At 66.6% G+C, this 22456-nt stretch carries 20 protein-coding genes; 7 read left to right on the top strand and 13 right to left on the bottom strand.

What is annotated here, in order from left to right; translation table 11 throughout:
- Nucleotides 1–18: 18 nt before the first annotated feature.
- Together M8009_RS16350 and M8009_RS16345 are read left to right on the top strand one after the other, a co-directional pair.
- Nucleotides 19–765, top strand: a complete 747-nt coding sequence (locus M8009_RS16350; RefSeq protein WP_250063169.1) for a trimeric intracellular cation channel family protein — start codon at nt 19–21, stop codon at nt 763–765.
- Entirely contained in the window at nt 762–1934 is a 1173-nt protein-coding gene (locus tag M8009_RS16345) for a DUF3541 domain-containing protein (RefSeq protein ID WP_250063167.1), read from the top strand. The genes M8009_RS16350 and M8009_RS16345 overlap by 4 nt, the downstream gene beginning before the upstream one ends.
- Here the strand turns inward: M8009_RS16345 and M8009_RS16340 are convergent.
- From M8009_RS16340 to M8009_RS16315, 6 genes are all read right to left on the bottom strand, one after another.
- Nucleotides 1856–2668 carry a PEP-CTERM/exosortase system-associated acyltransferase gene (locus tag M8009_RS16340; protein WP_250063165.1) on the bottom strand — a complete coding sequence of 271 codons (813 nt, stop codon included), beginning with the start codon at nt 2666–2668 and terminating at the stop codon, nt 1856–1858. The two genes, M8009_RS16345 and M8009_RS16340, sit on opposite strands and share 79 nt — an antisense overlap.
- Nucleotides 2669–2754: 86 nt before the next feature.
- Entirely contained in the window at nt 2755–5580 is a 2826-nt protein-coding gene (locus M8009_RS16335; RefSeq protein WP_250063163.1) for a bifunctional diguanylate cyclase/phosphodiesterase, read from the bottom strand.
- A 33-nt stretch (nt 5581–5613) separates the two neighbouring features.
- Nucleotides 5614–6837, bottom strand: coding sequence for a hypothetical protein (locus tag M8009_RS16330; RefSeq protein ID WP_250063161.1), 1224 nt, complete (start codon nt 6835–6837; stop codon nt 5614–5616).
- Nucleotides 6806–7252, bottom strand: a complete 447-nt coding sequence (locus tag M8009_RS16325; protein WP_250063159.1) for a hypothetical protein — start codon at nt 7250–7252, stop codon at nt 6806–6808. Before M8009_RS16325 ends, M8009_RS16330 begins: the two co-directional genes overlap by 32 nt.
- A 370-nt stretch (nt 7253–7622) precedes the next feature.
- The gene (gene nhaD, locus M8009_RS16320; protein ID WP_430886922.1) at nt 7623–9107 is read right to left on the bottom strand and encodes a sodium:proton antiporter NhaD; all 1485 of its coding nucleotides are present in this window, start codon (nt 9105–9107) and stop codon (nt 7623–7625) included.
- 125 nt (nt 9108–9232) lie between these two features.
- Nucleotides 9233–12697 carry a translocation/assembly module TamB domain-containing protein gene (locus M8009_RS16315; protein ID WP_250063155.1) on the bottom strand — a complete coding sequence of 1155 codons (3465 nt, stop codon included), beginning with the start codon at nt 12695–12697 and terminating at the stop codon, nt 9233–9235.
- A gap of 141 nt (nt 12698–12838) precedes the next feature.
- Here M8009_RS16315 and M8009_RS16310 point away from each other — a divergent pair, with 141 nt between their 5' ends.
- Nucleotides 12839–13552: a DUF3581 domain-containing protein gene (locus tag M8009_RS16310; RefSeq protein WP_250063153.1), complete on the top strand. Its 714-nt coding sequence runs from the start codon at nt 12839–12841 to the stop codon at nt 13550–13552.
- A 21-nt stretch (nt 13553–13573) separates the two neighbouring features.
- On the opposite strand, the gene M8009_RS16305 is transcribed toward M8009_RS16310, so the two are convergent.
- Together M8009_RS16305 and M8009_RS16300 are read right to left on the bottom strand one after the other, a co-directional pair.
- On the bottom strand, nt 13574–14461 hold the full coding sequence (locus M8009_RS16305; protein ID WP_250063151.1) for a universal stress protein: 888 nt from the start codon (nt 14459–14461) through the stop codon (nt 13574–13576).
- Nucleotides 14462–14560: 99 nt separating this feature from the next.
- Nucleotides 14561–15577 carry an acyltransferase family protein gene (locus tag M8009_RS16300; RefSeq protein WP_250063149.1) on the bottom strand — a complete coding sequence of 339 codons (1017 nt, stop codon included), beginning with the start codon at nt 15575–15577 and terminating at the stop codon, nt 14561–14563.
- A 129-nt stretch (nt 15578–15706) separates the two neighbouring features.
- On the opposite strand from M8009_RS16300, the gene M8009_RS16295 reads away from it, so the two are divergent.
- The 4 genes from M8009_RS16295 to M8009_RS16280 all read left to right on the top strand — a co-directional run bounded on the left by M8009_RS16295 (nt 15707) and on the right by M8009_RS16280 (nt 19722).
- Nucleotides 15707–16630, top strand: a complete 924-nt coding sequence (locus M8009_RS16295) for an alpha/beta hydrolase (RefSeq protein WP_250063147.1) — start codon at nt 15707–15709, stop codon at nt 16628–16630.
- A 109-nt stretch (nt 16631–16739) separates the two neighbouring features.
- Complete coding sequence (locus M8009_RS16290) at nt 16740–17708, top strand: magnesium transporter CorA family protein (protein WP_250063145.1); 969 nt, start codon at nt 16740–16742, stop codon at nt 17706–17708.
- 95 nt (nt 17709–17803) lie between these two features.
- A complete protein-coding gene (locus tag M8009_RS16285; RefSeq protein ID WP_250063143.1) occupies nt 17804–19036 on the top strand; it encodes a DUF3422 domain-containing protein in 1233 nt (410 codons plus the stop codon).
- A gap of 101 nt (nt 19037–19137) precedes the next feature.
- Nucleotides 19138–19722, top strand: a complete 585-nt coding sequence (locus M8009_RS16280; protein ID WP_250063141.1) for a GNAT family N-acetyltransferase — start codon at nt 19138–19140, stop codon at nt 19720–19722.
- Here M8009_RS16280 and M8009_RS16275 read toward each other — a convergent pair.
- From M8009_RS16275 to M8009_RS16255, 5 genes are all read right to left on the bottom strand, one after another.
- Entirely contained in the window at nt 19719–20069 is a 351-nt protein-coding gene (locus tag M8009_RS16275; protein ID WP_250063139.1) for an MFS transporter, read from the bottom strand. The two genes, M8009_RS16280 and M8009_RS16275, sit on opposite strands and share 4 nt — an antisense overlap.
- 106 nt (nt 20070–20175) lie before the next feature.
- Complete coding sequence (locus M8009_RS16270; RefSeq protein ID WP_250063137.1) at nt 20176–20361, bottom strand: DUF1289 domain-containing protein; 186 nt, start codon at nt 20359–20361, stop codon at nt 20176–20178.
- Nucleotides 20354–21343, bottom strand: coding sequence for an ion transporter (locus M8009_RS16265; protein ID WP_250063135.1), 990 nt, complete (start codon nt 21341–21343; stop codon nt 20354–20356). Before M8009_RS16265 ends, M8009_RS16270 begins: the two co-directional genes overlap by 8 nt.
- Nucleotides 21340–21564, bottom strand: a complete 225-nt coding sequence (locus M8009_RS16260; RefSeq protein WP_250063133.1) for a DUF3820 family protein — start codon at nt 21562–21564, stop codon at nt 21340–21342. Before M8009_RS16260 ends, M8009_RS16265 begins: the two co-directional genes overlap by 4 nt.
- 107 nt (nt 21565–21671) lie before the next feature.
- Nucleotides 21672–22439, bottom strand: coding sequence for a DUF1499 domain-containing protein (locus tag M8009_RS16255; protein ID WP_250063131.1), 768 nt, complete (start codon nt 22437–22439; stop codon nt 21672–21674).
- Nucleotides 22440–22456: the final 17 nt, after the last annotated feature.

Raw genomic sequence — 22456 nt, 5'->3', positions numbered from 1 at the left:
GGACAAGGGAGAGACGATGTGACGGGCGTGGTCTACTGGCTGGACATGGCGGGGGTGATCGTCTTCGCCCTCTCGGGCGTGATACTGGCCTGCCGTTCGCGGATGGACCCCTTCGGCATGCTGGTGCTGGCGGCGGTGACCGGGATCGGTGGTGGCACCCTGCGAGACCTGGTGCTGGGCGTACGCCCGGTGTTCTGGGTGACGGATCCGACCTACCTCTGGGTGATCCTCGCCACCGTTAGCCTGTCGATCCTCGGCTTCCATTACATCCATCGCCTCTCGCGGGGCTTCCTGCCGGTGGCGGACGCCTTCGGCCTGGCGCTGTTCACGGTAATCGGCGCCCACAAGGCCCTGATGCTGGAGGCGCCGGGCGTGGTGGCGGTGCTGATGGGTCTGCTGACCGGGGTGGCCGGCGGCATGGTCCGCGACGTGCTGGCGCGGCGGGTACCCATGGTGCTCCGGCAGGAGGTCTATGCCACCGCCTCGATTGCCGGTGGCGTGGTCTTCGTCGGCCTGGAGGCCCTTGCCGTGCCGCTGGCGGTCTCCATCGCCACGGGGCTGGTGGTGACCCTGGGCTTGCGGCTCTCGGCGATCCACTGGCACCTCTCCCTGCCGGTGTTCGCCTGGGTGGTGGTGCAGCGGCCAGCGACCTCCCGGGGCCCTGAGCGCGACGAGCAGGAGCAGGCGATGCCTCCCGGGCGACCCAAGGCCAGGGTCAAGCTGATTCCGCCAGGGCGCGTCAGACGAGGGAGGAAAGCAAAATGAGCATGACCCCGACCCCGATGGGAAGGCCCCGCACGCCTGCCGTGATCGTCACCTGGCTGATGGTGGCGCTCCTCTCTCTGGCCGGCTGTGCCATCCAGCAGCGGGACCTCGAGCAACGGGAGCAGGGGCTGGATTATGCGGCAGTGGCCGCGGCGATCCGCGAGCGCTACGAGGCGGCACTGCCCGACCTCCCCCACAGCAAGCAGCGCCACTATGCCCAGCGGCTCTACCGGATCACCGGAGACGCCCGTTACCTGCCCCTCAACCGGGACTACGGCCAGCGTCTGGTGGGCCGGATTCGCGAGGAGATCGAGGCGCTGGACACGCCGGACCACGCCGAACGCCGGGCCCGGGAGAAGGTGGCGGCCTACCCGACGGGCAGCGAGAAGCAGCGTCGCCGCAAGCGGATGCTCGCCGAGTGGGGCGAGATCGCCTATGCCAAGAGCCTGGCCTTCGAGCTGACCCAGGCGCAATACCATGGCCTGCTGAACGAGGCCGACCTTCCCGGCTATCGCCGGGCGCTGGACTACCTGGCAAGCGTTGACTTTCGTCCCTTCCTGCTCGATTCCGACGTGATGGCGATCTACGCCGCCCAGGTGGCCAACCTGGTGTATTACCTCGAGGACCTGGGCGTCACCGACCTGCGCGAGGAGGTCATCACGGCCTTCCGCCAGCAGTACCCGCCGCGGCGTGACCCGAGGCTCTCCACGGCCGAATACCGCAACAAGATATACGGCATGACCCACTTCGTGATCGCCGCCAGTGACTACTACCAGCAGCCGGTGTCGGCCGAGGAGTTCCGCTGGGTGCTGGACGAGTTCGCCGCCAGCCTGGAGCGCATCCTCGCGGATACCAAGGAGGACATCTATACGGAGGTGGGCATAAGTTTCCTGCTGGCCGGGGAGGAGGAGCATCCGGCCGTGGGGCGTCTTCAGGATGCGCTGGTCGGAGCCTATGACCCCGAGGCGAGGATGGTGCCGTCTGAGCAGGGGGGCACCGACCTGGCCAACGGGGAGCACCGCAACGTGCTGGCCATCATGCTGCTGGACTGGCCGGAGAGGCTCTATCCTGGGCCTAAGATTTCTCCGCTTCAGGAACATGAAACCCTGGCTTCATGCACCGGCACTTCTTTTAACTGGAAGGACAGCTCCTTACGGATATGCAAGTAGAGTGGTATTAGGTCCTCATGCATCTCTTTTTCGGCTTTTGAATGGTCTATATAGTAAGCGTTTCGTAAACCATGGTGCTCAATTTCATCGCTCACTTTGGTGAAGTGGAAGCCAGATAGCGCGAGTAGTCTAGGTAGGCGAGATTCCATCATTGCAAACACGTGGCGACGGCCAGTCAGCCCTACCAGAGAGTAGGTGCAGAGAAAGAGTCCTATGGCAATCAGAGGGAATGTTCTCACTTCCATGCTCGAGAAGTCTTGTCCATCAAAGATAATAGAGGTATGATTTTCTCCGGTCTGGCGAGACCGAAAGTTTCGAGAAATTGCCAGTCGGGAAACTTCGCAAAGCTGATGCCTTGGCATGTTTCCTGGTTTTAGCATGGAGTGATTTAGCTTTCCACTGCCTTGTATTTCTACTGGAAGCTTGTGAAATGGCGATTCCGGATCACTTGATGGTATGACTAGGCGCATGCACCCAGCAGGCAGGCCGCTGCGCTTGTGTTCAATTAGGCAGTGAATCGAAGAATCATCGTACTCATCTGTTTCCAGGTGGTGAGCTTGGTCCTCATGCATCTTGTAACGCAGCTCTTGAAGAAAAACTTCATGGCGCAAGGAGAGAGCCTTTTTTTTAACATCAGGGCTCATGGCCAGTACAAAGCGATACTCTTCAATGAATTGGCCGAAGAGTTCTTGATTGCGAGACCGCTTTACCTCATTGGTTTTTAGCGATGTCATTCTTGACTTCCTTTGTACTGTGAGTTGCCAATTATCCGAAAGATCAAAATTCAAGCTATAGTCTTATAATAGGGCTTAAGGCCTTTTCATGTGTCCTTTAAGATATTCTTTATCAGACTAGGGCGGCCCAAGTGAAAGCCTTGGCCATAGGTGATGCCATAGGACTTCAACATCGGCAGCAGCGCTTCCTGATCGACGAACTCGGCGATCGCCTGCTTGCCGAAGCCGGCGGCAATATCGGCGATGGCCTGGACGATGACGCGGCTCTCGGGGCTGATCGGCAGGCTGCGGATGAAGGAGCCGTCGATCTTGATGTAATCCACCGGCAATTGCCCCAGGTAATGGAAGCTGCTGAAGCCCACGCCGAAATCGTCCAGGGCGGTGCGGCATCCGAGGTCGCGGACCGACTGCAGCACGCCGCGTGCAGTCGAGAAGTCAGTGACGGCGGCGGTCTCGGTGACTTCGAGGATAAGATGGTGGGGATCGGCACCACTCGCGGCCAACTCGTCGGCCAGGTACTGCTTCAGGCCTTCATCATGCAGGGACTGCCCCGAGAGGTTGACCGCCAGGCTGATACCTCGCTCCTGCAGTTGACTGAGTAGCCGCAGGCTGTGGCGCAGCACCCAGCGGTCGACCTGCACGATCTGACCGCTGCGCTCCGCTACCGGGATGAAACAGGCGGGCGATACTAGGCTGCCATCGGCATCGCGCATGCGCAGCAGTACCTCGTAGTGCTTCACGTCGCGATCCTCCAGCCGCATGATCGGTTGCACCATCAGCTCGAAACTGTCTTCTTCCAGAGCGCTGCGCACGCGCTCGACCCAGTAGACCCGCTCCTGCAGCTCGTCCTTGGCGTTCTCGATCCTCGATAGCAGGTGCCAGTGCTGGAGGCCACTCTCCTTGGCCTTGTACATGGCCACGTCGGCACTGGCCATCAGGTCGGCCGGCGTCGCGCCGTGGACCGGGAACAAGGCTATGCCGATACTCGCGGTGACCCGGTGGCGGCGCCCTGCAGCCGTGAACCCCAGGCTGTCGAGCAGCTGGTCGATGTACTGGGCAACCTGGACCGCCTGGTCCTCGTCGGCATGTTCCAGCAACAGCGAGAACTCGTCGCCACCCAGGCGGGCGATGACACCGCGATGGCCCAGGTTCAGCAGGAGGGTCTCCGCCACCTCACGCAGCAGGCGGTCACCGACATGGTGGCCGCTGAGCTCGTTGACCTCCTTGAACTGGTCCAGGTCCAGCAGTAGCACGGCGCCGCATGATTCCCGCCACAGGGCCTTCTGCAGGGCATCCTGGAAGTAGCGCCGGTTGTAGAGCTCGGTCAGGGGATCACATTCGGCCAGCCAGGTCAGGCGGGCCTCCGCGGCCTTGCGCTCAGTGATGTCGAGCCCTACCGAGATGCGCGACATGCTGCCGTCGGTGCCGGACGGCAGCGGGGCATGGTACCAGGCGATGGTATGGATGCGCTGGTCCGGAGTCTGCAGGGTCCGCTCCTCCTGCTGTGGTGTGTCGAAGGCGCCGACCAGGGAAGGGCTGCCCGCCTCGAACACGTCCACGAAGTGGCGACCCAGCAGGGAGGGTTCATCCAGGTCCAGCATCGCGCGGGTATAGTCGTTGACCAGGCTGATCCGTCCCCGGTTGTCCTGGGCAATGATGAAGACCCGGGCGGTATCGAGCAGGCTGTTGACGAAGTCCCGTTCCTTGGCCAGCTCCTCGACGCGCTCCGCCAACTGGTCTCCGCGTTCCTGAACCTCCTTTTCCAGCATCTCGAGCTGTCGGGAGAGCTCCAGGGTGGTGCCTTCCAGCACGTCGATCTCGTCCGGCAGGCGGTGGCGGACGGCGGGGATCGCGGCGCGAACATCGTCGAATCCCCCGCTGGCCAGCGTCGGCAGCAAGCCGGCGATCCGCCGCAGGCGTGCCATGGGGCGCAGCAGGATCAGCAGCAGCACCAGCTCCGCGGCGATCCAGCCCGCCAGGCCAACGCCCAGCAGGATGCGAGTGTCCTCGTTGATGGCCCTGATCTGGGTCGAGATGTCGGAGACCAGCAGGAAGTAGCCGGTGCTGCGTCGGTCCGCGTCCTCGTCCATGCGGACCGCGCTGAGCTCCAGGTGCTGGCCCCGATACTGAAGCTGCAGGGGTGCTTGCAGCAGGGCGCTGATCGGTCCGAGTTCGGCTGCCCGTTGCAGGACGGGCAGGCTGACTTCCTGGCGCGTCAGGGCCAGAAGATAGCCATTCCAGGGGGCGAGATGGCGCGCTTCGGGAAGGTCGCGGCCCTCCAGCGGGCCGGTCACCAGCAGGGCCACTTCGGCGTTGGAGACCTCCCGGGCCTGTCGGGTCACATCGGCCAGTGAGCGGGAGAGAACGACCAGGCCGACGCTCTCGCCATCCACCAGCACCGGAACGGCGGCATACTGCTGGCAGTCCGCCGCACAGCGCAGTGCCGTGATGGGCATCTCGGTATCCATGATCCGTTGCGCCCAGGCCTGGATCGGCAGACTACTCTCGGACTGGCCGGCCCCCCAGCGGCCCAGGATCCCCCCCTGGGTGTCCACCACCAGTATCTCGTCGATGCCGGCCTCGAGCTGCAGGGTCGGCCACTGAGACGCCAGCGCTTCCTCGACTTCTTCCGCGTTGCGCGCCTCGAGGGGGGGGCCCAGGCGTGGCGAGGCCGCCGCCAGGCCCGCCAGCTGGCGAAGGTTCTCCGCCGAACGCTGCAGGGCCAGGCGGATCTCCCGCTGTTGCCGCTCGTGGTGCTGGTTGCGGCTCTCCTGGAACTGGCGGGTCAGGTTGTCGTGGCCCAGCCAGGTAAACAGCGCCACAAGTCCGACCAGCAGCAGGCTGCTCAGGGCGATGACACGCCATGTCAGGCTGAGTCGGTGGCGAGTCCGGAGGGACGCGGGGAGGGTCATCTCGGCGGGTTCCTGGCCAGGAGCATGGAGACGTCAGAAGCGCAACGAGAGCTGGAACAGCAGCATGTTCCAGCGACGACTGGTCTCCGATGGGTCCGGGTTGTCCTGGGTAGGCAGCCAGCCGGTGCCATCGACATGATGATATTCGCCGGCCAGCATCACGCGAGGGTGGGGGGTCCACTGCAGGCCCAGGGTGATATCGTCGGCAAACTGTGTGTGGGCAGGAATCGAACCCCCTGTGCTGGCTTCAAACTCCTTGCCTGAGCGGTCACCTCGGTCATTTACCAGGCTGTCGTAGCGAACGAGCCATTGCCAGTCATTGTTGAAGCGGCGCGTGTACTGGATGTACCAGCTTTCTCCATTCCGCTCTGAGTCCGCGAAGGCGTTGAACCCTTCGAGTTCAAGCTTCCGGATGGCGTATTCGGCAGTGAGGCTCCATAGTTCCTGATTGTATTGAAAGGAGAGAACCCAAGGTTCGAAATGAAACTTGCCATTTCCTGGCATACCGGGAGGGGAGTCATATTCCGCATTGGCACTGGCGGTACTGAGCGCCGTTACAATTCGGCCTCCATCATGCTCATATCGTATTTGCCCGATCGCAGATGTGTCGGGCTCAAGGGAGCCTGGAAACCTCTCTAGCCCCAGGGTTCGGTCTACGTCATCCTCAATGCGTACTTGCCCAAAGCCTGCCTGCAGTCTTAGAGCCCCTGTCTCGAGCCTCTCCTCATGGTAGAGGCTGACGCCGTCACCGGCTAGGCCCAGCGACCGGGTACGGTCGAAGTAGATGGATTGTGGCAAGAGGATACTAGGCCGGGTAAAGGCCACATCGCGGGTCTGGTTGTAGAAGCCGAAGGGGTTCTTGAAGCGGCCGAGCTGGATGCCGAAGGTACGTTGCTGGTCGGAGAGCATCTGGTAATCGATGAGCCCATAGTCAAGCTTCGGAGTGGCATCGCTGCCATCTCCGCCGGACCGCCGGCTCAGTACCTGGGCGGCCAGCAACACATCCTCGTGGGGTCGCAGCGAGGCATTGGCACCGATCTCGGTGAACTTGAAACTGCCCTCGTCCTCGCTGCTGGGACCGAAGAAGTTGTTGTCGTCGGTGATGATCATCGCCTGGCTCAGGAAGCCATGCACCTGAAGGGTATCCAGCACGCCTTCGTCGCTTCGGGCCTGGGCAGAGAGGCCCAGGGCCAGCGCGGCGGCCATGGCGATCATGGAGCGGGAATCACTCCATCGAAATGACTTGGACACGATCATCCAGGTACTCCCTTTCAAGATATCCCACGGCACCGGGCGTGGTGGCGACACGCTCACGCATCTCTGCCTGGTCGCGAACACGGTCGGGCGCCTGCCCGGTGCCCGAGAACACCATGCGGTCCCAGGCCAGCTGCAGCTGGTGCGGATAGACGGCCAGCTGCTCCTTGGCAAAGCGCGCATGCACGGGGTGGTTGTTGTCGAGCACGAAGACCCGCACGGCCTGGCCGTCGGGCCAGGTGCGCTGCCTCATGGCGAAGATGGCGCGGGTGGTATCGCGCTTCAGCTGGCGGGTATTCACATCGGGGTGGGCCACCAGCAGGATCGGTGTTTCTTGAGCAACGGCCGTCGTGCCGGCCAGCGGCAGGCCGGCCAGCAGCAGCACGCTGGCCAGGGCCAGCAGGCTCAGGCGCAGCATGCAGTGTACCTCCCCGGCTGGCTGGCATAGGCAACGGCGCCCGCCGCCGGGGAGCGGGTCAGGACGAATGATGGCATCGGGGGTTGTGTTCCCGTTGTCTGACGAGCACCAGTCTCATGCACCATGCAGGCGCGGCTTGCACGTTACGTGTGTACGAGGCCATGACGCCCTCTCCCTGCTGCCCCTGGGGGCATTGTCATTTTTAATGCCTGATGCGTATCAGTTATTCCCCACGACAGGCATCAGGAGGACCATCATGTCGTTCCGACACGGGTCATCCTTATACGCTACATCACTTTAAGGAAATTTACAGGCCGGCGTATCAACGCGGTGGGAGACCCCGGCGGCGGATGGCCGCCGGGGGAGGAGGTCAGTTGAAGACGTGGAAGCTCTCGGCATTGAGCCACAGGTGGGCCATCACGCTGGCGATGTAGCCCAGGGCGATCACCGGGGTCCAGCGCAGGTGGCCCATGAAGGTGTAGTTGCCGCGGGCCTGGCCCATCAGGGCGACGCCGGCCGCCGAGCCGATCGACAGCAGGCTGCCGCCCACGCCGGCGGTGAGGGTGATCAGCAGCCAGTGGCCATGGGACATGTCCGGCTCCATGGTCAGCACCGCGAACATCACCGGGATGTTGTCGACCACCGCCGAGATTACCCCCAGGGCAATGTTGGCCCCGGTGGCGTTCCAGCCGGTGTAGAGGGCCTCGGAGAGCATGCCCAGGTAGCCCATGAAGCCAAGGCCTCCCACGCACATCACCACGCCATAGAAGAACAGCAGGGTATCCCACTCGGCCCGTGCCACACGGTTGAAGACGTCGAAGGGCACCACGCTGCCCAGGCTCTCGAGCTTCTTCCAGTCGCCGCGCTGGCTGTAGCGGGTCCGCTTGCGTTCCAGGGAGCGCGGCAGGGTGCGGCGCAGGTAGTAGCCGAAGAACTGCAGGTAGCCAAGGCCCGTCATCATGCCCAGCACCGGCGGCAGGTGCAGGAAGACGTGGCAGGCCACGGCGGTGGCCACGGTGAGCAGGAAGAGGGCGATGATGCGGCGGGCACCTCGCTTGAGCCAGACGTCCTCCTCCATGCTGGCAGGCTTGCGGTTCTTGATGAAGGCGCTCATCACCACGGCCGGGATCAGGAAGTTGATCAGCGACGGGATCAGCAGCTCGAAGAACTCTTGGAACTGCACGATGCCCGCCTGCCAGACCATCAGGGTGGTGATGTCACCGAAGGGACTGAAGGCGCCACCGGCATTGGCCGCCACCACGATGTTGACGCAGCAAAGGTTGATGAAGCGCTTGTCGCCCTCGGCGACCTTGGTCACCACCGCACACATCAGCAGTGCGGTGGTCAGGTTGTCGGCGATCGGTGAGATCACGAAGGCCAGTACGCCGGTGATCCAGAATAGCTGCCGATAATCGAAGCCCTTGCGGACCATCCAGGAGCGCAATGCATCGAACACCCGGCGCTCGTCCATGGCGTTGATGTAGGTCATCGCCACCAGCAGGAACAGCATCAGCTCGGTGAACTCAAGCAGGGTCACGCGGAAGGCGTGCTCCGACTCGGCGGGCATGCCCGCCTTGACATAGACCCAGCCGATCAGCGCCCAGATGATGCCGGCCGCGACCAGCACCGGCTTCGACTTGCGCATGTGGATCTTCTCTTCGGCCATGACCAGGGCGTAGGCCAGCACGAAGACGGCGACGGCGAGCATGCCCACGAAGGAGCCGGTCAGGTCGAGTTCGCCGGTGGCGGCGAGCACGGGGCCGCTGGCCAGCAGCGAGAACACGGCGAGCACGAGCATGCCCGGCCAACGGACGGTTTGCCGTGGCCTGGGGGGTATACGACAGGTTGTCAGCATGGCTGCGATCATCCTGAGGCAGGAGGTGGGGGAAGGGTTAAAAAGCGGGCGAATCTTATCACAGTGTGTTGCGATGCAATACGCCACTTATTTATTACTCGCGATTCTTTGGTAGGAAGGAGAGGTCACTCCGTGTTCCCGGAAGGGCGAGCCTGGGTATCCAGGGCCTGCTGCCACTGGTGCACCGTGACCTCCTCCAGGTCCTCTTCCGGCGAGGGGCGGTGGCGTTCATACCAGCGGCGCGGACGCAGCAGGCGAACCTCGGGCCGGCCCTGCTCGAGGGACACCCCGACGGCGAGGATGCCCAGGCGGGCATAGAGGGAGCCCTCCAGCGCCTTGTCGCGAATGACCAGGTCGGCGAGCATCTCCAGGGGGCCGCCCGTCAGGCGAGCCTCGCGCAGCTGCAGGGTATCGTCGTCCAGGTGCAGCAGGGCGTTGCCACGGATGTCGTTCACCGTCAGGCGCCGACCCAGCCATTCCCACTCCCGGGCCCGGGACAGGAACAGGCGCGCCAGCAGGCCGCTGTCGCGCATCGCCATGGCGATGCGCGCATCCAGTTGCAGGGGGCGGGTCCAGTCAAGACGACCCTCGGTGATGTCGAGGCGCGCCCACCAGCCGGCCTCGCCGCGTGTCTGCTCATCCCGGCGCTGGATGTTGTCCAGTCGAAGTTGTGAGCCGGAGGCATCGAAGCGGCGGGTGACCAGGTTGCCATCACGCAGGCGCGCCTCGAGTCGCAGGTCACCCTCCAGGTGCTGCTCGCCGAGCCGGATGGCCGTGTCGAAGGCCTGGAGGGTAAGGTCGCCGCGGGCCTGGAGCCCCTCAAGGTGAAGGTCCACTTCCAGGCCGGCACGGCCACCCAGCAGCGCCAGGCCAGCGTCCTCGGGAAGGTAGGCGTTGTAGCGAGAGAGGTCGTCCACCTCGGCGATGGGCAGGCGAATGCGGGTGGTGAAGTTCTGCAGCGAATGTTCTTCAGGGTCGAGGCCGAAGCGCGGCGTCTCGGTCACGAGGCTGAAGTGGCGGCCCTCGACGTGGGCCTTGGCCTCACCGATCCGGTTCAGGCTGAAGCGCGGCAGCGTCAGGCTCATGCGGGCGCCCGGCGCATCGTGGTCGCCGACGATCTCGGCCTCCAGGCGGCCCTTGCCAGTGGCCGCGAAGTCGAGGAAGCCGACCGCCAGGTCGTCCGCCTCGACCCGGAACCGGCTGCGCGGACGCAGGTGATCATTCGCCAGTTTCAGGTCAGCGTGGAAGCGGCCGCTCCCCTCCAGGGTCAGGCCGTGGGCGGACGGAAGGAAGTCGTCGAGGAAGCCCAGGTTGGCGACCAGCCCATCGAGCACGAGCTGGCCGTCCATTCCCGGTGCTTTCCCTTCCCGGCCCGGAACAGGCAGCGGACCGAGGCGCGCCTCGCGTGCCACGATCCGGGTGCGCATGCGCGGGCCCGATGCCGTCGCAGCCGCCTGCATTGCCAGCCGCGACCCGGAGAGGTCCAGGCGGCCGTTGCCCAGGTCGGCCTTCTGTACCTGGAGGTCCAGGGTCAGCTCCCCTTCCACTTCCCGGCCGAGCAGGCGGCCGGTGATGCGCTGTCCGGTCAGGTCGATCTGGCCGCGGGCCCGTCCGCCCTCGACCTCGATCCTGCCCCGGGTGGCGGCCCGTCCGGACTTCAGCGTCACCGGGGCGGCCGCAGGCAGGTAGGGCTGCAGCACCGCGACATCGGGCATCTCGGCGTCCTGCCAGGAGAGCGACAGGCGCGGGCCCGCCAGCGAGGCGTCGAGCCCGGTAGCGTCGCTCTCGGCGGTCAGGACCAGCCGACCCTCCTGCATCAGCAGCTGACGGTCGGACAATCTCGCCACGCGGGTCCCCTCCAGGCTGGCATCCAGCCTGGCCGCGGGCCGACCCAGGGCCTCCTGCCAGCTGGCGGTGACGCTGCCCCGCCCCGAGGCCTCCAGGTCGAACAGGCGAGCCCGCAGCGACTCGGTGGTCACGGCCAGGCGGCTGCCCGAGGCCACCCGACCCTGCTCCAGCTGCAGGCTGGCCGCCAGGTTACCGCCGCCTTCCAGCGTCAGGCCGCCGTCGACGGCGTGGATCAGGAAGTCATCGAGGACATCGAGCCGGGCCACGCGTCCCCTGAGCACCACCCGGCCCTCCAGCGGCGGTGGGCCCTGTCCCCCGATGAGCCTGGCCAGGGGCACCATCGAGGTCAGGCGGGCCTCCTCCAGGGTGACCTCGGTGGTCAACGGCAGCGCATCCTCCTCGCCACTCGCGGAGACCTCGAGGTGGGTGCCGGTCAGGTCCAGCCGTCGCTGGCGTGGGTCGACCTCGGGCAGTGCCAGGTCCAGGGTTATGCTGCCTTCCAGCGGCCGTCCGGCCAGGGTCAGGGCCACCCGGTCACCGGCGAGGTGGAAGTTGCCCTCGAGCAGGCCATCCCGGTATGCCAGGTACCCCTCCAGTCGTGCACTGCCGCTCTGCAGCGTCAGCGGGCCACCCTCGGGCAGGTAGACTGCCAGGTCGCCCACGTTGGGCAGGCGCGCATCTTCCCACTCGAGGCGGGCGGAGGCCAGTTGCCGCGGGGCATCGGCGAGGTCGGCGCCGGGCAGCCGTGCGGACAGCCGGAATCGCCGGCTGGTCATGAAGGGCTCGGCCAGCCCCGCTCGCTGCATCAGCATCTCGTCGAGGGTCACCCCGAGCTCCATCACCGGCCCCTCGTCGCCTGCCACGACGCGGCCGGTGACGCGGCCGGCCCCACTGAGCCGGTGGTGGTCGGGCGTGCCCACGGCCCGTTCCCGGCCTGGTCTGGCCTCCTCCGTGGGCTCCTCGGAAGCGGACAGCAGCAAGCGCTCGTCCAGTTCCACCAGCAGCGATGGGGAGTCCAGCCTGAGGTCGCTTCCCGGGGCGAGTTCGCCGCGCTCGAGTGACAGCTCGCCGGTCAGCCTGCCGTGGCCGGCCAGGTCGAGCCAGTCCAGCTGGCGCAGGTAGGGGGTGAAGACATCCCAGGCATCGGCCGTGGCGTCCAGGGAGAGCGTTCCCGAGACGAAGCGCGCCGCTGCCAGGTCGGGGTGTTCTCGCAACCGGAACGGCGCCACCTGCAGGTTGATCGTCAGGCGAATGTTGTTGGCCAGCACCGTGCTGCCACGCCTGACCCGGGCCTCCTCCAGGCCCAGCTCGAGGCCCTGGATCGACACCCGGCCATCGTCCAGGCGCAGGCCCGAGAGCGCGACCTCGCCATGCCCCTCCAGACGGTTGTGTCCCAGGCTGAAGCGGCGCAGTCCCTGTGCCGTGAAGCGGGAGACTTCCAGCCGGCGCTCGAGCAGCGCCGGCAGCGAGATCCGCAGGCGGGCCCGGTCCACCGCCAGCCCGAGGGCCGGATCCTCACTCTCGATGTAGAGGTCCTCGAGGACGAAATGGCCGGGAAAGGCGCTCCACCCCGACGCCCAGCGGACGGAGATGCCGGTCTTCTCGGCCAGCCACGCCTGGGTGTACGGGGCATTGATCAGCCCGTTGGCCACGATCAGGTAGAGGGCGAGGGCCAGCAGGGGAGCGGCCATCAGCCAGCTCAGGCGTCGGCGTCTGGAGGTATCGGCATCCGGGCGTTGCATGGGGCGTCCTCGACATGCGGTGTCCCGGGTCATGTTACACGGCCTCGTCGGCCTGCGTTGTCGTGGGGTTTTGTGGCATCATCTGCCTTTCCGGCAACCGCCGGCAGGGTCCAGACCGCCAACGACGCAGGCATACAGTGCATGTTTCTCGATGATTTCCATACGCTTACGGATGGGCGTATCCGCATTTCCGCACGCCAGGCCAGCCAGTTCGCCAAGCGCATTGCCGGCGACTACAACCCCATCCACAACCCGGATGCACGCCGCTTCTGTGTGCCCGGTGACCTGCTCTTTGCCCTGGTGCTGGCGCGTTTTGGCCTCTCCCAGCGTATGACCTTCCGCTTCCTGAGCATGGTCGGGGACGGCACGCCGCTGTGCTTCAGCGAGCAGGACGATGGCCGGATCCGCGTCTGCGACGAGAGTGGCAAGTGCTATCTGGAAGTCGAGCGCAGCGGCGAGACGACCCGCGACGCCTCGGTGGTCGAGGCCTTCACCCGCAGCTACGTGGCCTTCTCGGGCAAGAACTTCCCCCATTACCTTAAGCCGCTGATGGAGGAGCAGGGGGTGATGTTCAACCCGCGCCGCCCGCTGGTGATCTACGACAGCATGGGGTTCTGCCTGGACCACCTGGATGCGCCCGCGCCGGGTCTGGAGTTCGTCGATTCCTCGCTGGAGGTGACCGGCAAGCGCGGCGATGCACTGCTCGAGTTCCGCATCCTGGCGGGCGGCCAGGCGATCGGTACCGGCTCCAAGAAGCTGGTGGTCAGCGGGCTCTGCGACTACGACGCCGAGGCCATGAACGAGGTGGTCGCCGAGTTCTATCGCCTCAAGGCTGCCCACGAGGCCGAGGCCTGAGGAGAGACCGCTCCCCGGGGCTCAGGCCACCACGGTGACCGGGCAGGGCGCCAGGTCGATGACCCGGTGACTGACGCTGCCCAGCAGGGATGATTGCCACTTGCCGAGGCCACGGCGGCCCATGACGATCATCGGCATCGCCTCGGCGTGATGTCGGGCTCGGGCGACGATGGCATCGGGGACGCGTTTCCCCTCGCTCATCACCTCCTCGATGCCGTGCGGTACCTCGCCCAAGGCCTCCCTGGCCCGTCGAAAGGCTGCGTCGGACGGACTGCCTTCCGTGCTATCGGCGCCCCCGTCCGGCCGGCAGAAGACCAGCTCCACCGGCACCTCGGCACGGCGGGCCAGCTCGCCTGCCAGGGCGGTCGCCTTCAGGCAGTGGGCGGAGCCATCCACCGGCACCAGCACCTGTCCCAGGCGCGCCGCATCGGACAGGCCGGCCCGGGCATGCACGATGGTCACCGGGCAGCGGGCCCGATGGACCACCTCGGTACTGATGCTGCCCTGCATGAACTTGCCGACATCACTCAGCTGGCGGGCCCCCAGTACCAGCAGGCATCCGGCATGCCGGGCCGCATGCTCGAGGATGGCGCGGTCGGGGTGGCGGATGAAGTTGGTATCCTCGAGCAGCACCTCGGTGGGCGGCTGCGCCAGGCCCGGGTCCAGCGCCTGGTGCGCCAGGGCCAGGGCCTCGGTGGCTAGCTCCTGGCGGCGCGCCCTGTCGTGGTCGGCCTCCGCCTGGCGGTTGGCGGGGATATCGCTGAGCTCCGCCGGGTTGAGCGGCATCACGTGCAGCAGCTGCAGTGGTGTCTCGAGCAGCCTTGCCAGCAGGCTGGCGTGGCGCACCGCTGCCTGCGCCGAGGGTGACCCATCCACGGGCACGATCACCAGCGAGATCTGCTCTTCCATCGATATCTCCTCCCCGTTTCGCGAACCGCGGACATGCAGGCACTGTAATCCAGCGTCGCTATCCAGCGGTAGGCCTGCAGTGTCCCTGAGCCTGGCGACTCAGGCCACCCGCAGCCGCTTGCCCAGCAGCAGGCCGCTCCAGTCGGCGCGATTGGCCAGCCGATTGAGCAGGATCGAGCCGCTCATGCCGACCACGGCGAGGGCGATTGCGTAGAGCCACAGCGGGATGGGGACCTGCCAGCCCACGAAGTCCACCACCGAGAAGAACAGCGGATGGGCCAGGTAGATGCCGAAGGAGTACTCGTTGACCTTTTTCACCAGCGGCGTGGCCTTGAGGCCCACCAGCCAGCGCATGGCCCACAGCAGCGAGAAGATGAACAGCGGCACCACCCAGGTCTCCTTGGAGGAGTACTCCAGCTCGCCGCGCAGCGTGAAGGTGATGATGCCGGCCAGCAGGGCAACCAGCCAGAACGGGTGCGAGAAGCATCGGAACCAGGCTTGCGGCTGGAGATTCGGGTAGTGCTTGACGATCAGCAGGGCCAGGAAGAAGAGGTAGATCCAGCCCAGTGGCGCGATCCAGTGCAGGTAGCCGGGGGGCTCCAGGTCGAACCAGCGGAAGACCCCCCACCAGCCGATGCTGATGATGGAGCCGACGACCAGCCAGGGGCCTGAGGGCAGCCAGCGCTGGAGGTCGAAGCGGTTGTAGAGCCAGAACAGCACGTAGAACTGCATGGCGATGATCAGGAAGTAGCCGTGCCAGCCGGCAAACACCAGATACTCGGTCATGTGGTATCCGAAACTCACGCGCTCCTCGCTGGCCAGCAGCCGCAGGTACTCCGCCACCGAGTAGACCAGGCCGTAGGCAAAGTAGGGCACCATCACGTACTTGAAGCGATTGGCCAGGAAGTTGTGTGGTACCTCGGTGCCGTAGCGGGCCGAGAACAGGAAGATCGAGATGAAGATGAAGATCGGCGTACCCAGCACGGTGGGGATCTGCGCCAGGTCGAGGGCGACATGCTCGAGGTAGTTGCGCTCGATGCGGTCGATCAGGTGAAAGACGAAGACCGCCAGGCAGCCGTAGCAGCGTAGCCAGTAGATTTCCTCGATGCGTTTCATGGGCTTGCCGTGGCCTGCTGGATCGTGATGGAACGCGTCGCGTCGACCTGAGGTCAGACCGCGGGTAGCGAATCGAATTCCCTGCATGAGCAAATTCCCTTTCGCTTCTGCGTACATGGAGGACCGCGCATGATCCGCACGATCGGAGTGACGACCCTGTTGCTGCTGGGCCTGCTGTCGGCCACCACGGCCTCGGCCGCCGGCCAGGTCAGCGAGCAGCGCTTCTACTCCGAGCAACTCGGGCGCGACTACCCCTACACCCTCTATCTGCCCGCGGGCTACGCGGTCAGCAACCAGGCCTATCCGGTGGTCTACCTGCTGCACGGCTCCTTCGGCAGCGAGAGTGACTGGGCACAGAAGGGGCGCCTGCGCCGCACGGCCGATCGACTGATCCGGCTCGGGGTCATCCCGCCGGCCGTCATCGTCATGCCCGGCAGTCAGAGCTGGTGGATCGATGGCCATAACGAGCCGGCGCGCTCGGCCTTTCTCCAGGAACTGGTGCCCCATATCGAGGAGAACTGGCACGTGGTGCCCAAGCGCGAGTGGCGCGGCGTGGCCGGCCTGTCGGCGGGCGGCTTTGGCGCGGTGAACTTCGCCCTCTCCTACCCCGGCCTCTTCGGTGCTGCCGCCGCCTTCAGTCCGGCCAGCTACCATCCGCTGCCCCCGGATAACTCCTCCGCCTGGCGCCATCCCGCCTTCGTCAGGGATGGCGAGTTCGACACCGCCCTCTGGGAGCGGACCAACTATACCGCCCACCTTGACGGCTACCTCTCCCAGGAGCTCGTCGTGCCGCTCTACCTGACGGCCGGGGGGCGCGACCGGCTGAACGCCGTGCATTACGCCCGTCTGCTCGAGCGGGCACTGGAACCGCACCAGCTCGGCCAGGTGCACATGGACGTGCTGCCCGGTGGCCACACCTGGCGGGTATGGCGCGCCAGCCTGCCGCGCGGGCTCGACTTCATGTTCCGCCATCTCCAGGGGCCGGTGCCGATCGAGACAGAGGATGCCCGGGTCGAGGATCCCGAGCCGACCCCGCCGGCCGTGTCGGGCTGAAGCCCGCCAGGGCTCTGCCGTAAGGGCGGCATGATCTCGTCGCTGCTGGGCAAGGACGGAGGCGGTGACGTAAGGTTCTCGCTTTGTCTCGCCAAAGGATGACGATTCGATGATGCGTACGCTGCTGCTGGAGGCCGACGGCCGGGTGACGAGGGGCGGGGAGGAGCTGATCGCGCGCTGGCGCGACGAGGCCGGAGGCCGTATCTGGATCGACCTGCAGGGTGAGGGACAGACGCGCGAGCGGGAACTGCTCGAGGCCTTCGACTGCCATCCCCTGGCCATCGATGACGCCCATCGCGAGCGCCACCCGCCGAAGATCGAGGAGTTCGAGACCCATACCCTGGTCCTCTATCGCGGCATCTCCTCCTTCGATGCCGAGCTCAACTTCGCGCCCCAGCAGATCGCCTTCTTCCTCGGCGAGCGCTTTTTGATCAGCCTGCACCCCGGCCTGGCGCTGAGCGTCGACCGCCTGCTGGCCCACGAGGGCGAGACGCTGCTGCGCCGCTCCCCCGAGCACGTGGCGCTCAAGGTCATGTACGTCTCCGCCGGCTACTACCTGGACAGCCTGCTGGAGTTCGAGAATGCTCTCAGCGACCTGGAGGACGAACTGATGGAGGACGGCAGCGATGCCCTGATGCGCCGGGTCATCGCCTACCGCTCGCGGCTGGTGAAGATGCGCCGGGTGTTCCGCTATCACGTCGGCATCACCCAGGAGCTCACCGCCTACGACTATGAGCACCTGCCCCGCGACAACGAGGACACCCTGCATGCCATCAACGACGTCCACGAGCGCTTCGAGCGCCTGCACAGCCTGACCCAGATGTACTACGACATCTGCGGTGACCTGATCGACGGCTATATCTCGCTCTCCTCTCATCAGCTCAACATCACCATGCGTATCCTCACGGTGATCACCGCCATCTTCGTGCCGCTCACCTTCATCGCCGGCGTCTACGGCATGAACTTCGCGCACATGCCGGAGCTCGCCCATCGCTGGGGCTACTTCGTGGTGCTGGGAGTGATGCTTGCCATCGGCCTCGGCCTGCTGTGGCTTTTCCGGCGCCGGAAGTGGCTGTGAGCCTGGCCGCCGGGGCGGCACGTTGACGCGCAGCACTTGGCCCGGGCGAGGCCAGCCTCTAGTCTCGGGAGACTTTCCCCTGTCCTGGCCCCGACATGCACCCACAGCGCGCCCGACTGCACAACGAGCTCCACGCCCGGCCCTCGATCTACTTCGAGGAGCCGGCGCATCTCCACCACTACGCCTTCCTCGACGATGACGGTATCGCCGCGGACATCCTCGGCCGGATCGCCGAGGTGGCCGGCAGGACACCCGACATCGAGGCGGCCCAGGAGATCCTCGACCTCGGCGACCAGACCCTGAAGTGGGAGCGCCACACCGAGTTCTTCACCCTGACCCTGCTGGTGCCCAGGCCCGCCCGAGGCGAGCCCTGGCCCTCGCCCCCGCCGCTGCTGGCGGAGGTCGCCGCCGAACACAGCCGGGCGCTGATCAACGCCACCCTGATCCTGGTGGAGGCCGAGGCCGCCTGGGACGGCGACGCCGAGGCCTACGGCTTTCGTGACCCCGCCGGCTCCAGCGTGGGCGATGGCGACGCCACCGTATGGAGCGACTTCCGGCTCACGGCGGCCGGTGTCAACCGCCTGCTGCTGGTCAACCGCGGCCTCAACGCCTTTCGCCTGGGGCGCATGACCCGGCGGCTGCTGGAGATCGAGACCTACCGCATGATGGCCTCGCTGGCCCTGCCGGTGGCCAAGGAGATGAGCCTCGCGCTGCGCGACCACGAGCTCGAGCTCGGCGAGCTCTCGGAGCGCAATACCGAGGATGAGGAGGAGAGCTCCCGGCCCCTGCTGGCGGCCATCTCCGCGCTCTCGGCGCGGCTCGAGCGCTCCGGGGCCCGCTCGCGCCAGCGCTTCAGCGCCACCGAGGCCTATGCGCGGATCGTCTTCAACCGCATCGAGGAGCTGCGCGAGGAGCGCCTCGGTGACCGCCCCCGGCTGGGAACCTTCATCCTGCGCCGCTTCCGGCCGACGGTGCACTACTGCGCCGCGATCAACCAGCGCCAGGAGAGCCTGGCGGGGAGCGTGGCGCGGCTCAACGACCTGCTGCGGACCCGTGCGCAGGTGGAGATCGAGGCGCAGAACTCCGAGATCCTGCAGAGCCTCAACGAGCGCACCAGCAGTCAGCTGAAGATCCAGAAGGCCGTCGAGGGGCTGTCGATCATCGTCATCAGCTACTACCTCTTCAGCCTGTTCAAGCTGGGGCTGCAGAGCCTCGATGCTCTGGGCGTGGCGATCGAGCCGAGCGTTGCCGCCGCCGTGCTGGGGCCACTGGGGGTGGGGATCATCGGGCTGCTGGCCTGGCGGATCCAGCGCGTCAAGAACCACTGACCACCGGACACTCACCGCCGGCAGGGGCAGGGGGTTGGCACTATGCTGGGAACAGGCCCTTCAAGGCCTGCCGTTCACCTTGACCCGTTCGGGAGGTGACCATGCGACTACGCGATGCAGTGCGGGCCGATGCCCGGGACTTGGCCTACCTGATCAACCTGGCGGGGGAGGGGCTGCCCGAGTACCTCTGGGGGCTGATGGCCGAGGGTGGCGAATCCCCGCTGGCGGTCGGCATGCAGCGCGCCGCGCGGCAGGAGGGCGGCTTCAGCTACCGCTATGCCAGGGTGTGCATCGACCGGGGGCGGTTGGTAGGGATGATCCTCGCCTATCGGCTGCCGGATGCCGGCGCACCCGAGGAGCCGGACGATGGCCCCGCGGTGGTCGAGCCGCTAACGCACCTCGAGGCCCGGGTCCCGGGCAGCTGGTACATCAACGCCATCGCCACCCTGCCGGCGGCACGCCGCAAGGGTATCGGCCGACTGCTGATGGCCCAGGCCGAGGCCTCGGCGATCGCCGCCGGCTGCGACGAGATGAGCCTGATCGTGGCCTCGGAGAACGCCACCGCCCGGACGTTCTATCGTCGGCTGGGCTTCCGCGAGGTGGCCTCCCTGCCGGTGGTTCCCTGGCCAGGCTGTGCACATGGCGGCGACTGGGTGCTGATGGCCCGGCGCCTGGAGGGCGGCTAGGCGCCTTCGGGAGTCGATGCCGAACTACCGCCCGAGGTGCGCGCCACCCTGGCCCGCAGGACGAACAGCGCCAGGGCCAGCAGCCCCACCAGCGCCATCAGCAGCATGGCGGCCACTACCCGGTGGCCCGGGAAGCGGTCAACCAGTCGCCCCGAAAGCAGCGAGCCGAGCATGTTGCCCAGCGCCCGGGCGGTGAACAGCACCGAGATCTGGCCCATGGTCGAGCCGGTCATCGCCGCCAGGTGGGGCAGCGCCGGCCCCAGCAGGCCGCTGCCCATGCCGACGGCCAGCATGACCAGGAAGTAGCGGTGGGTGGCCCGGCGGGCGTGGGGCGTCGAGGCCGGCATGTCCTCTCCTTGGCAGGCGGCAAAGGGCGCGATTGTGCCATTTTTCCCGCCCCGGTGATTCCTCCCTCCCGGTGCCCCTCGCTCGCGGGGCACGCCCCACTCCCGATCAGGCCTGAGTCGGCTCGGCCTTGCCTTCGCGCTCCAGCCGCTGCCAGACAGCCTCCCGCTCGGCCTCGCCCATGCGCGCCCAGCGGCCGATCTCGTCAAGGGTGCGCCCACACCCCTCGCACTGCGTGCCTTCCGGCGTGAGGCGGCAGAGCTTCACGCAGGGGGAGGGGACATCATTATTCATAGCGTTCCCGCCACTGCTGGACGGCGACCTGCTCCTTGAGCATCTCGAGCATGTCGATTAGCACCTGCTCGGTCACCCGGTCGGTGTGCTTGTCGACCTGCAGCCAGGCATCGAAGCCGCTCTCCGTCATGTGCTCGACCAGGTGACCGAACTCCGGCGAGCGCATCCCCCTCACGGCCTCGTCCAGCAGCCGGCAGGCCAGATCGCGGAGCGTCTCGTCCAGCCCCCTGGCCACCTGGCCGCCCATGGGCAGGCGCTTCAGGCGCCGAATCTCCGGGCTCTCGGCCAGGGTGCGGCCGACCAGCGCGCCGATATAGCGCATCAGCTCGTCGCGGTTCGCGACATAGGCCGTGTCGGCCATCTCCTCCAGGCGGCGCGACACCTCGGCGATCAGCTGGTGCTTGCGCGGCTGTATCACGTCCCCGACCACGCGCCGGGAGAGCGAGTCGCTGGCGCGGACCTGCTGCTGCACGTTGTCGAGCAGGCGGATGGCGATGCGGTCGGAGAGCTCCTCCAGAAGGATGTCGTAGTACTTGGCATAGACGCCATAGAGGCGCCAGCGGCGGATATCGATCATGCCCACCCGCTGCAGGCGATGCAGCAGCGAGATGACGCGCAGCACCCGCAGCAGGCGAAAGCCGCCCAGGGGGATGCAGCCCAGCACGTCATACCAGTGCACGAACGGATAGAAGAACCAGCGATGGTAGCGCCGCTCGGCGATGGCCACCGCCCAGCCCAGCAGCACATCGAGCAGGAAGAGGCTGACGAAGGCCAGGTCGATGGCGATGAAGTTGGCGTGGATGTGCCGGTCGTAGGCGGCATGCCAGCCTGGGGCCACGCTCTCGAAGGCCGCGTTGAGCGGCGACAGCAGGAAGAGGGAGTCGAACAGCAGCAGCGTCAGGTTGGCCACCACCAGGACCAGGATCAGCAGGTCCCAGGCGATGTGCAGGCGCTCCAGGGCCAGGCCGACAGGCCGCTTCACCGTTGCCTCCCATCGCGGCGCAGCGGGTCGAGCAGCTCGCTCAGGCCGTTGTGGTCGATCTCGTGCATCAGGTTCAGCAGTCGGCCGATCTGGCCCTCGGGAAAGCCCTCGCGGGCGAACCAGTTGAGGTAGGGGCCGGGCAGGTCGGCGATCAGGCAGCCCGCGTGCTTGCCGAAGGGCATGCGCAGGGTGACCAGTTTCTCGAGGTCTTCGGGATTCACTATGCTGGCTCCATGACGGACTGAGGCGACCTAACCATGGCGGATGTGACGCTCGAAGGGCCCAGCGGGGTGATTGCCGACCCGGAGGTCGCTTCCGCCCCGCCACCCTACTCCAGCCGCTGGGCGAGCTCCTCGAGGAAGGCCCGGATGCGCGCCGCGTTGGTACCCACGTCGCTGGCGCCGAGCCGCGAGGCGGAGCGCATGTCGATCCGCACGCCGTCCGGCGTCTCGGTCAGGCGGATCACCACGTCGTCCTTGAAGCCGAACCAGGTGGTGGTGGCGGTGGCCTCCAGCCGGGCGTCGCTCGCCGCGGCGATCTCCCAGCCGGCGTCTCGCGCCGCGGCCTCGGCGGCGGCGCGGACCTCGTCGAGGGGCGCGTCGAGCACCAGCGGGCGGATGTCCGGATAGGCCTCGCGCTGCTGGCGGGCGGTCGCCTCGCCGGGGTAGTCCACGGCATTGGGGGCGGCCTCCCGGGCCTCGACCAGCGCCGCGAAGGCGGGCGGGTCCTGCGTGTCGGTGGTGATGTCGTGGATGGGCGGCACCGTCCGGGCCTGCTGCAGCTGCATCCAGGGCACCGCGACCAGCACCAGGCCGGCCAGGATCACCAGGCCGCCGAGCAGCGCCGGCAGGACGCGGCGGGTGAAGGCGGCGATGACCAGCGCCACCAGGCCAAGCCCGGCGGCGCCGAGGGCGATGAAGGCGCCGTAGCGCAGCATGCTGAAGGCATCCCCCAACGCGAGCAGCCCGGCGCGATAGGCCGGCCCGGCCCCGGCCATGGAGAGCGCCGCCAGCAGGGCCAGGATGCCCCCGGCCAGCGCCACCTTGAAGGCCAGTCCCGCGCCTCGCTGTCCCGATGTCATGCGGTCTTGTGTCATGCCGGTTCCTCGCGTCG

The sequence above is a fragment of the Halomonas gemina genome (genome assembly GCF_023554995.1).
GTDB lineage: Bacteria > Pseudomonadota > Gammaproteobacteria > Pseudomonadales > Halomonadaceae > Halomonas > Halomonas gemina.
This window is presented reverse-complemented; position numbering and strand designations above follow the sequence as displayed.

Bases quoted from the DNA above. Each gene is read 5' to 3' on its own strand.
- M8009_RS16345 (WP_250063167.1), top strand. From the start codon at position 762: ATGAGCATGACCCCGACCCCGATGGGAAGGCCCCGCACGCCTGCCGTG.
- M8009_RS16340 (WP_250063165.1), bottom strand. From the start codon at position 2,668: ATGACATCGCTAAAAACCAATGAGGTAAAGCGGTCTCGCAATCAAGAA.
- M8009_RS16335 (WP_250063163.1), bottom strand. From the start codon at position 5,580: ATGACCCTCCCCGCGTCCCTCCGGACTCGCCACCGACTCAGCCTGACA.
- M8009_RS16330 (WP_250063161.1), bottom strand. From the start codon at position 6,837: ATGATCGTGTCCAAGTCATTTCGATGGAGTGATTCCCGCTCCATGATC.
- M8009_RS16325 (WP_250063159.1), bottom strand. From the start codon at position 7,252: ATGCTGCGCCTGAGCCTGCTGGCCCTGGCCAGCGTGCTGCTGCTGGCC.
- nhaD (WP_430886922.1), bottom strand. From the start codon at position 9,107: ATGCTGACAACCTGTCGTATACCCCCCAGGCCACGGCAAACCGTCCGT.
- M8009_RS16315 (WP_250063155.1), bottom strand. From the start codon at position 12,697: ATGCAACGCCCGGATGCCGATACCTCCAGACGCCGACGCCTGAGCTGG.
- M8009_RS16310 (WP_250063153.1), top strand. From the start codon at position 12,839: ATGTTTCTCGATGATTTCCATACGCTTACGGATGGGCGTATCCGCATT.
- M8009_RS16305 (WP_250063151.1), bottom strand. From the start codon at position 14,461: ATGGAAGAGCAGATCTCGCTGGTGATCGTGCCCGTGGATGGGTCACCC.
- M8009_RS16300 (WP_250063149.1), bottom strand. From the start codon at position 15,577: ATGAAACGCATCGAGGAAATCTACTGGCTACGCTGCTACGGCTGCCTG.
- M8009_RS16295 (WP_250063147.1), top strand. From the start codon at position 15,707: ATGATCCGCACGATCGGAGTGACGACCCTGTTGCTGCTGGGCCTGCTG.
- M8009_RS16290 (WP_250063145.1), top strand. From the start codon at position 16,740: ATGATGCGTACGCTGCTGCTGGAGGCCGACGGCCGGGTGACGAGGGGC.
- M8009_RS16285 (WP_250063143.1), top strand. From the start codon at position 17,804: ATGCACCCACAGCGCGCCCGACTGCACAACGAGCTCCACGCCCGGCCC.
- M8009_RS16280 (WP_250063141.1), top strand. From the start codon at position 19,138: ATGCGACTACGCGATGCAGTGCGGGCCGATGCCCGGGACTTGGCCTAC.
- M8009_RS16275 (WP_250063139.1), bottom strand. From the start codon at position 20,069: ATGCCGGCCTCGACGCCCCACGCCCGCCGGGCCACCCACCGCTACTTC.
- M8009_RS16270 (WP_250063137.1), bottom strand. From the start codon at position 20,361: ATGAATAATGATGTCCCCTCCCCCTGCGTGAAGCTCTGCCGCCTCACG.
- M8009_RS16255 (WP_250063131.1), bottom strand. From the start codon at position 22,439: ATGACACAAGACCGCATGACATCGGGACAGCGAGGCGCGGGACTGGCC.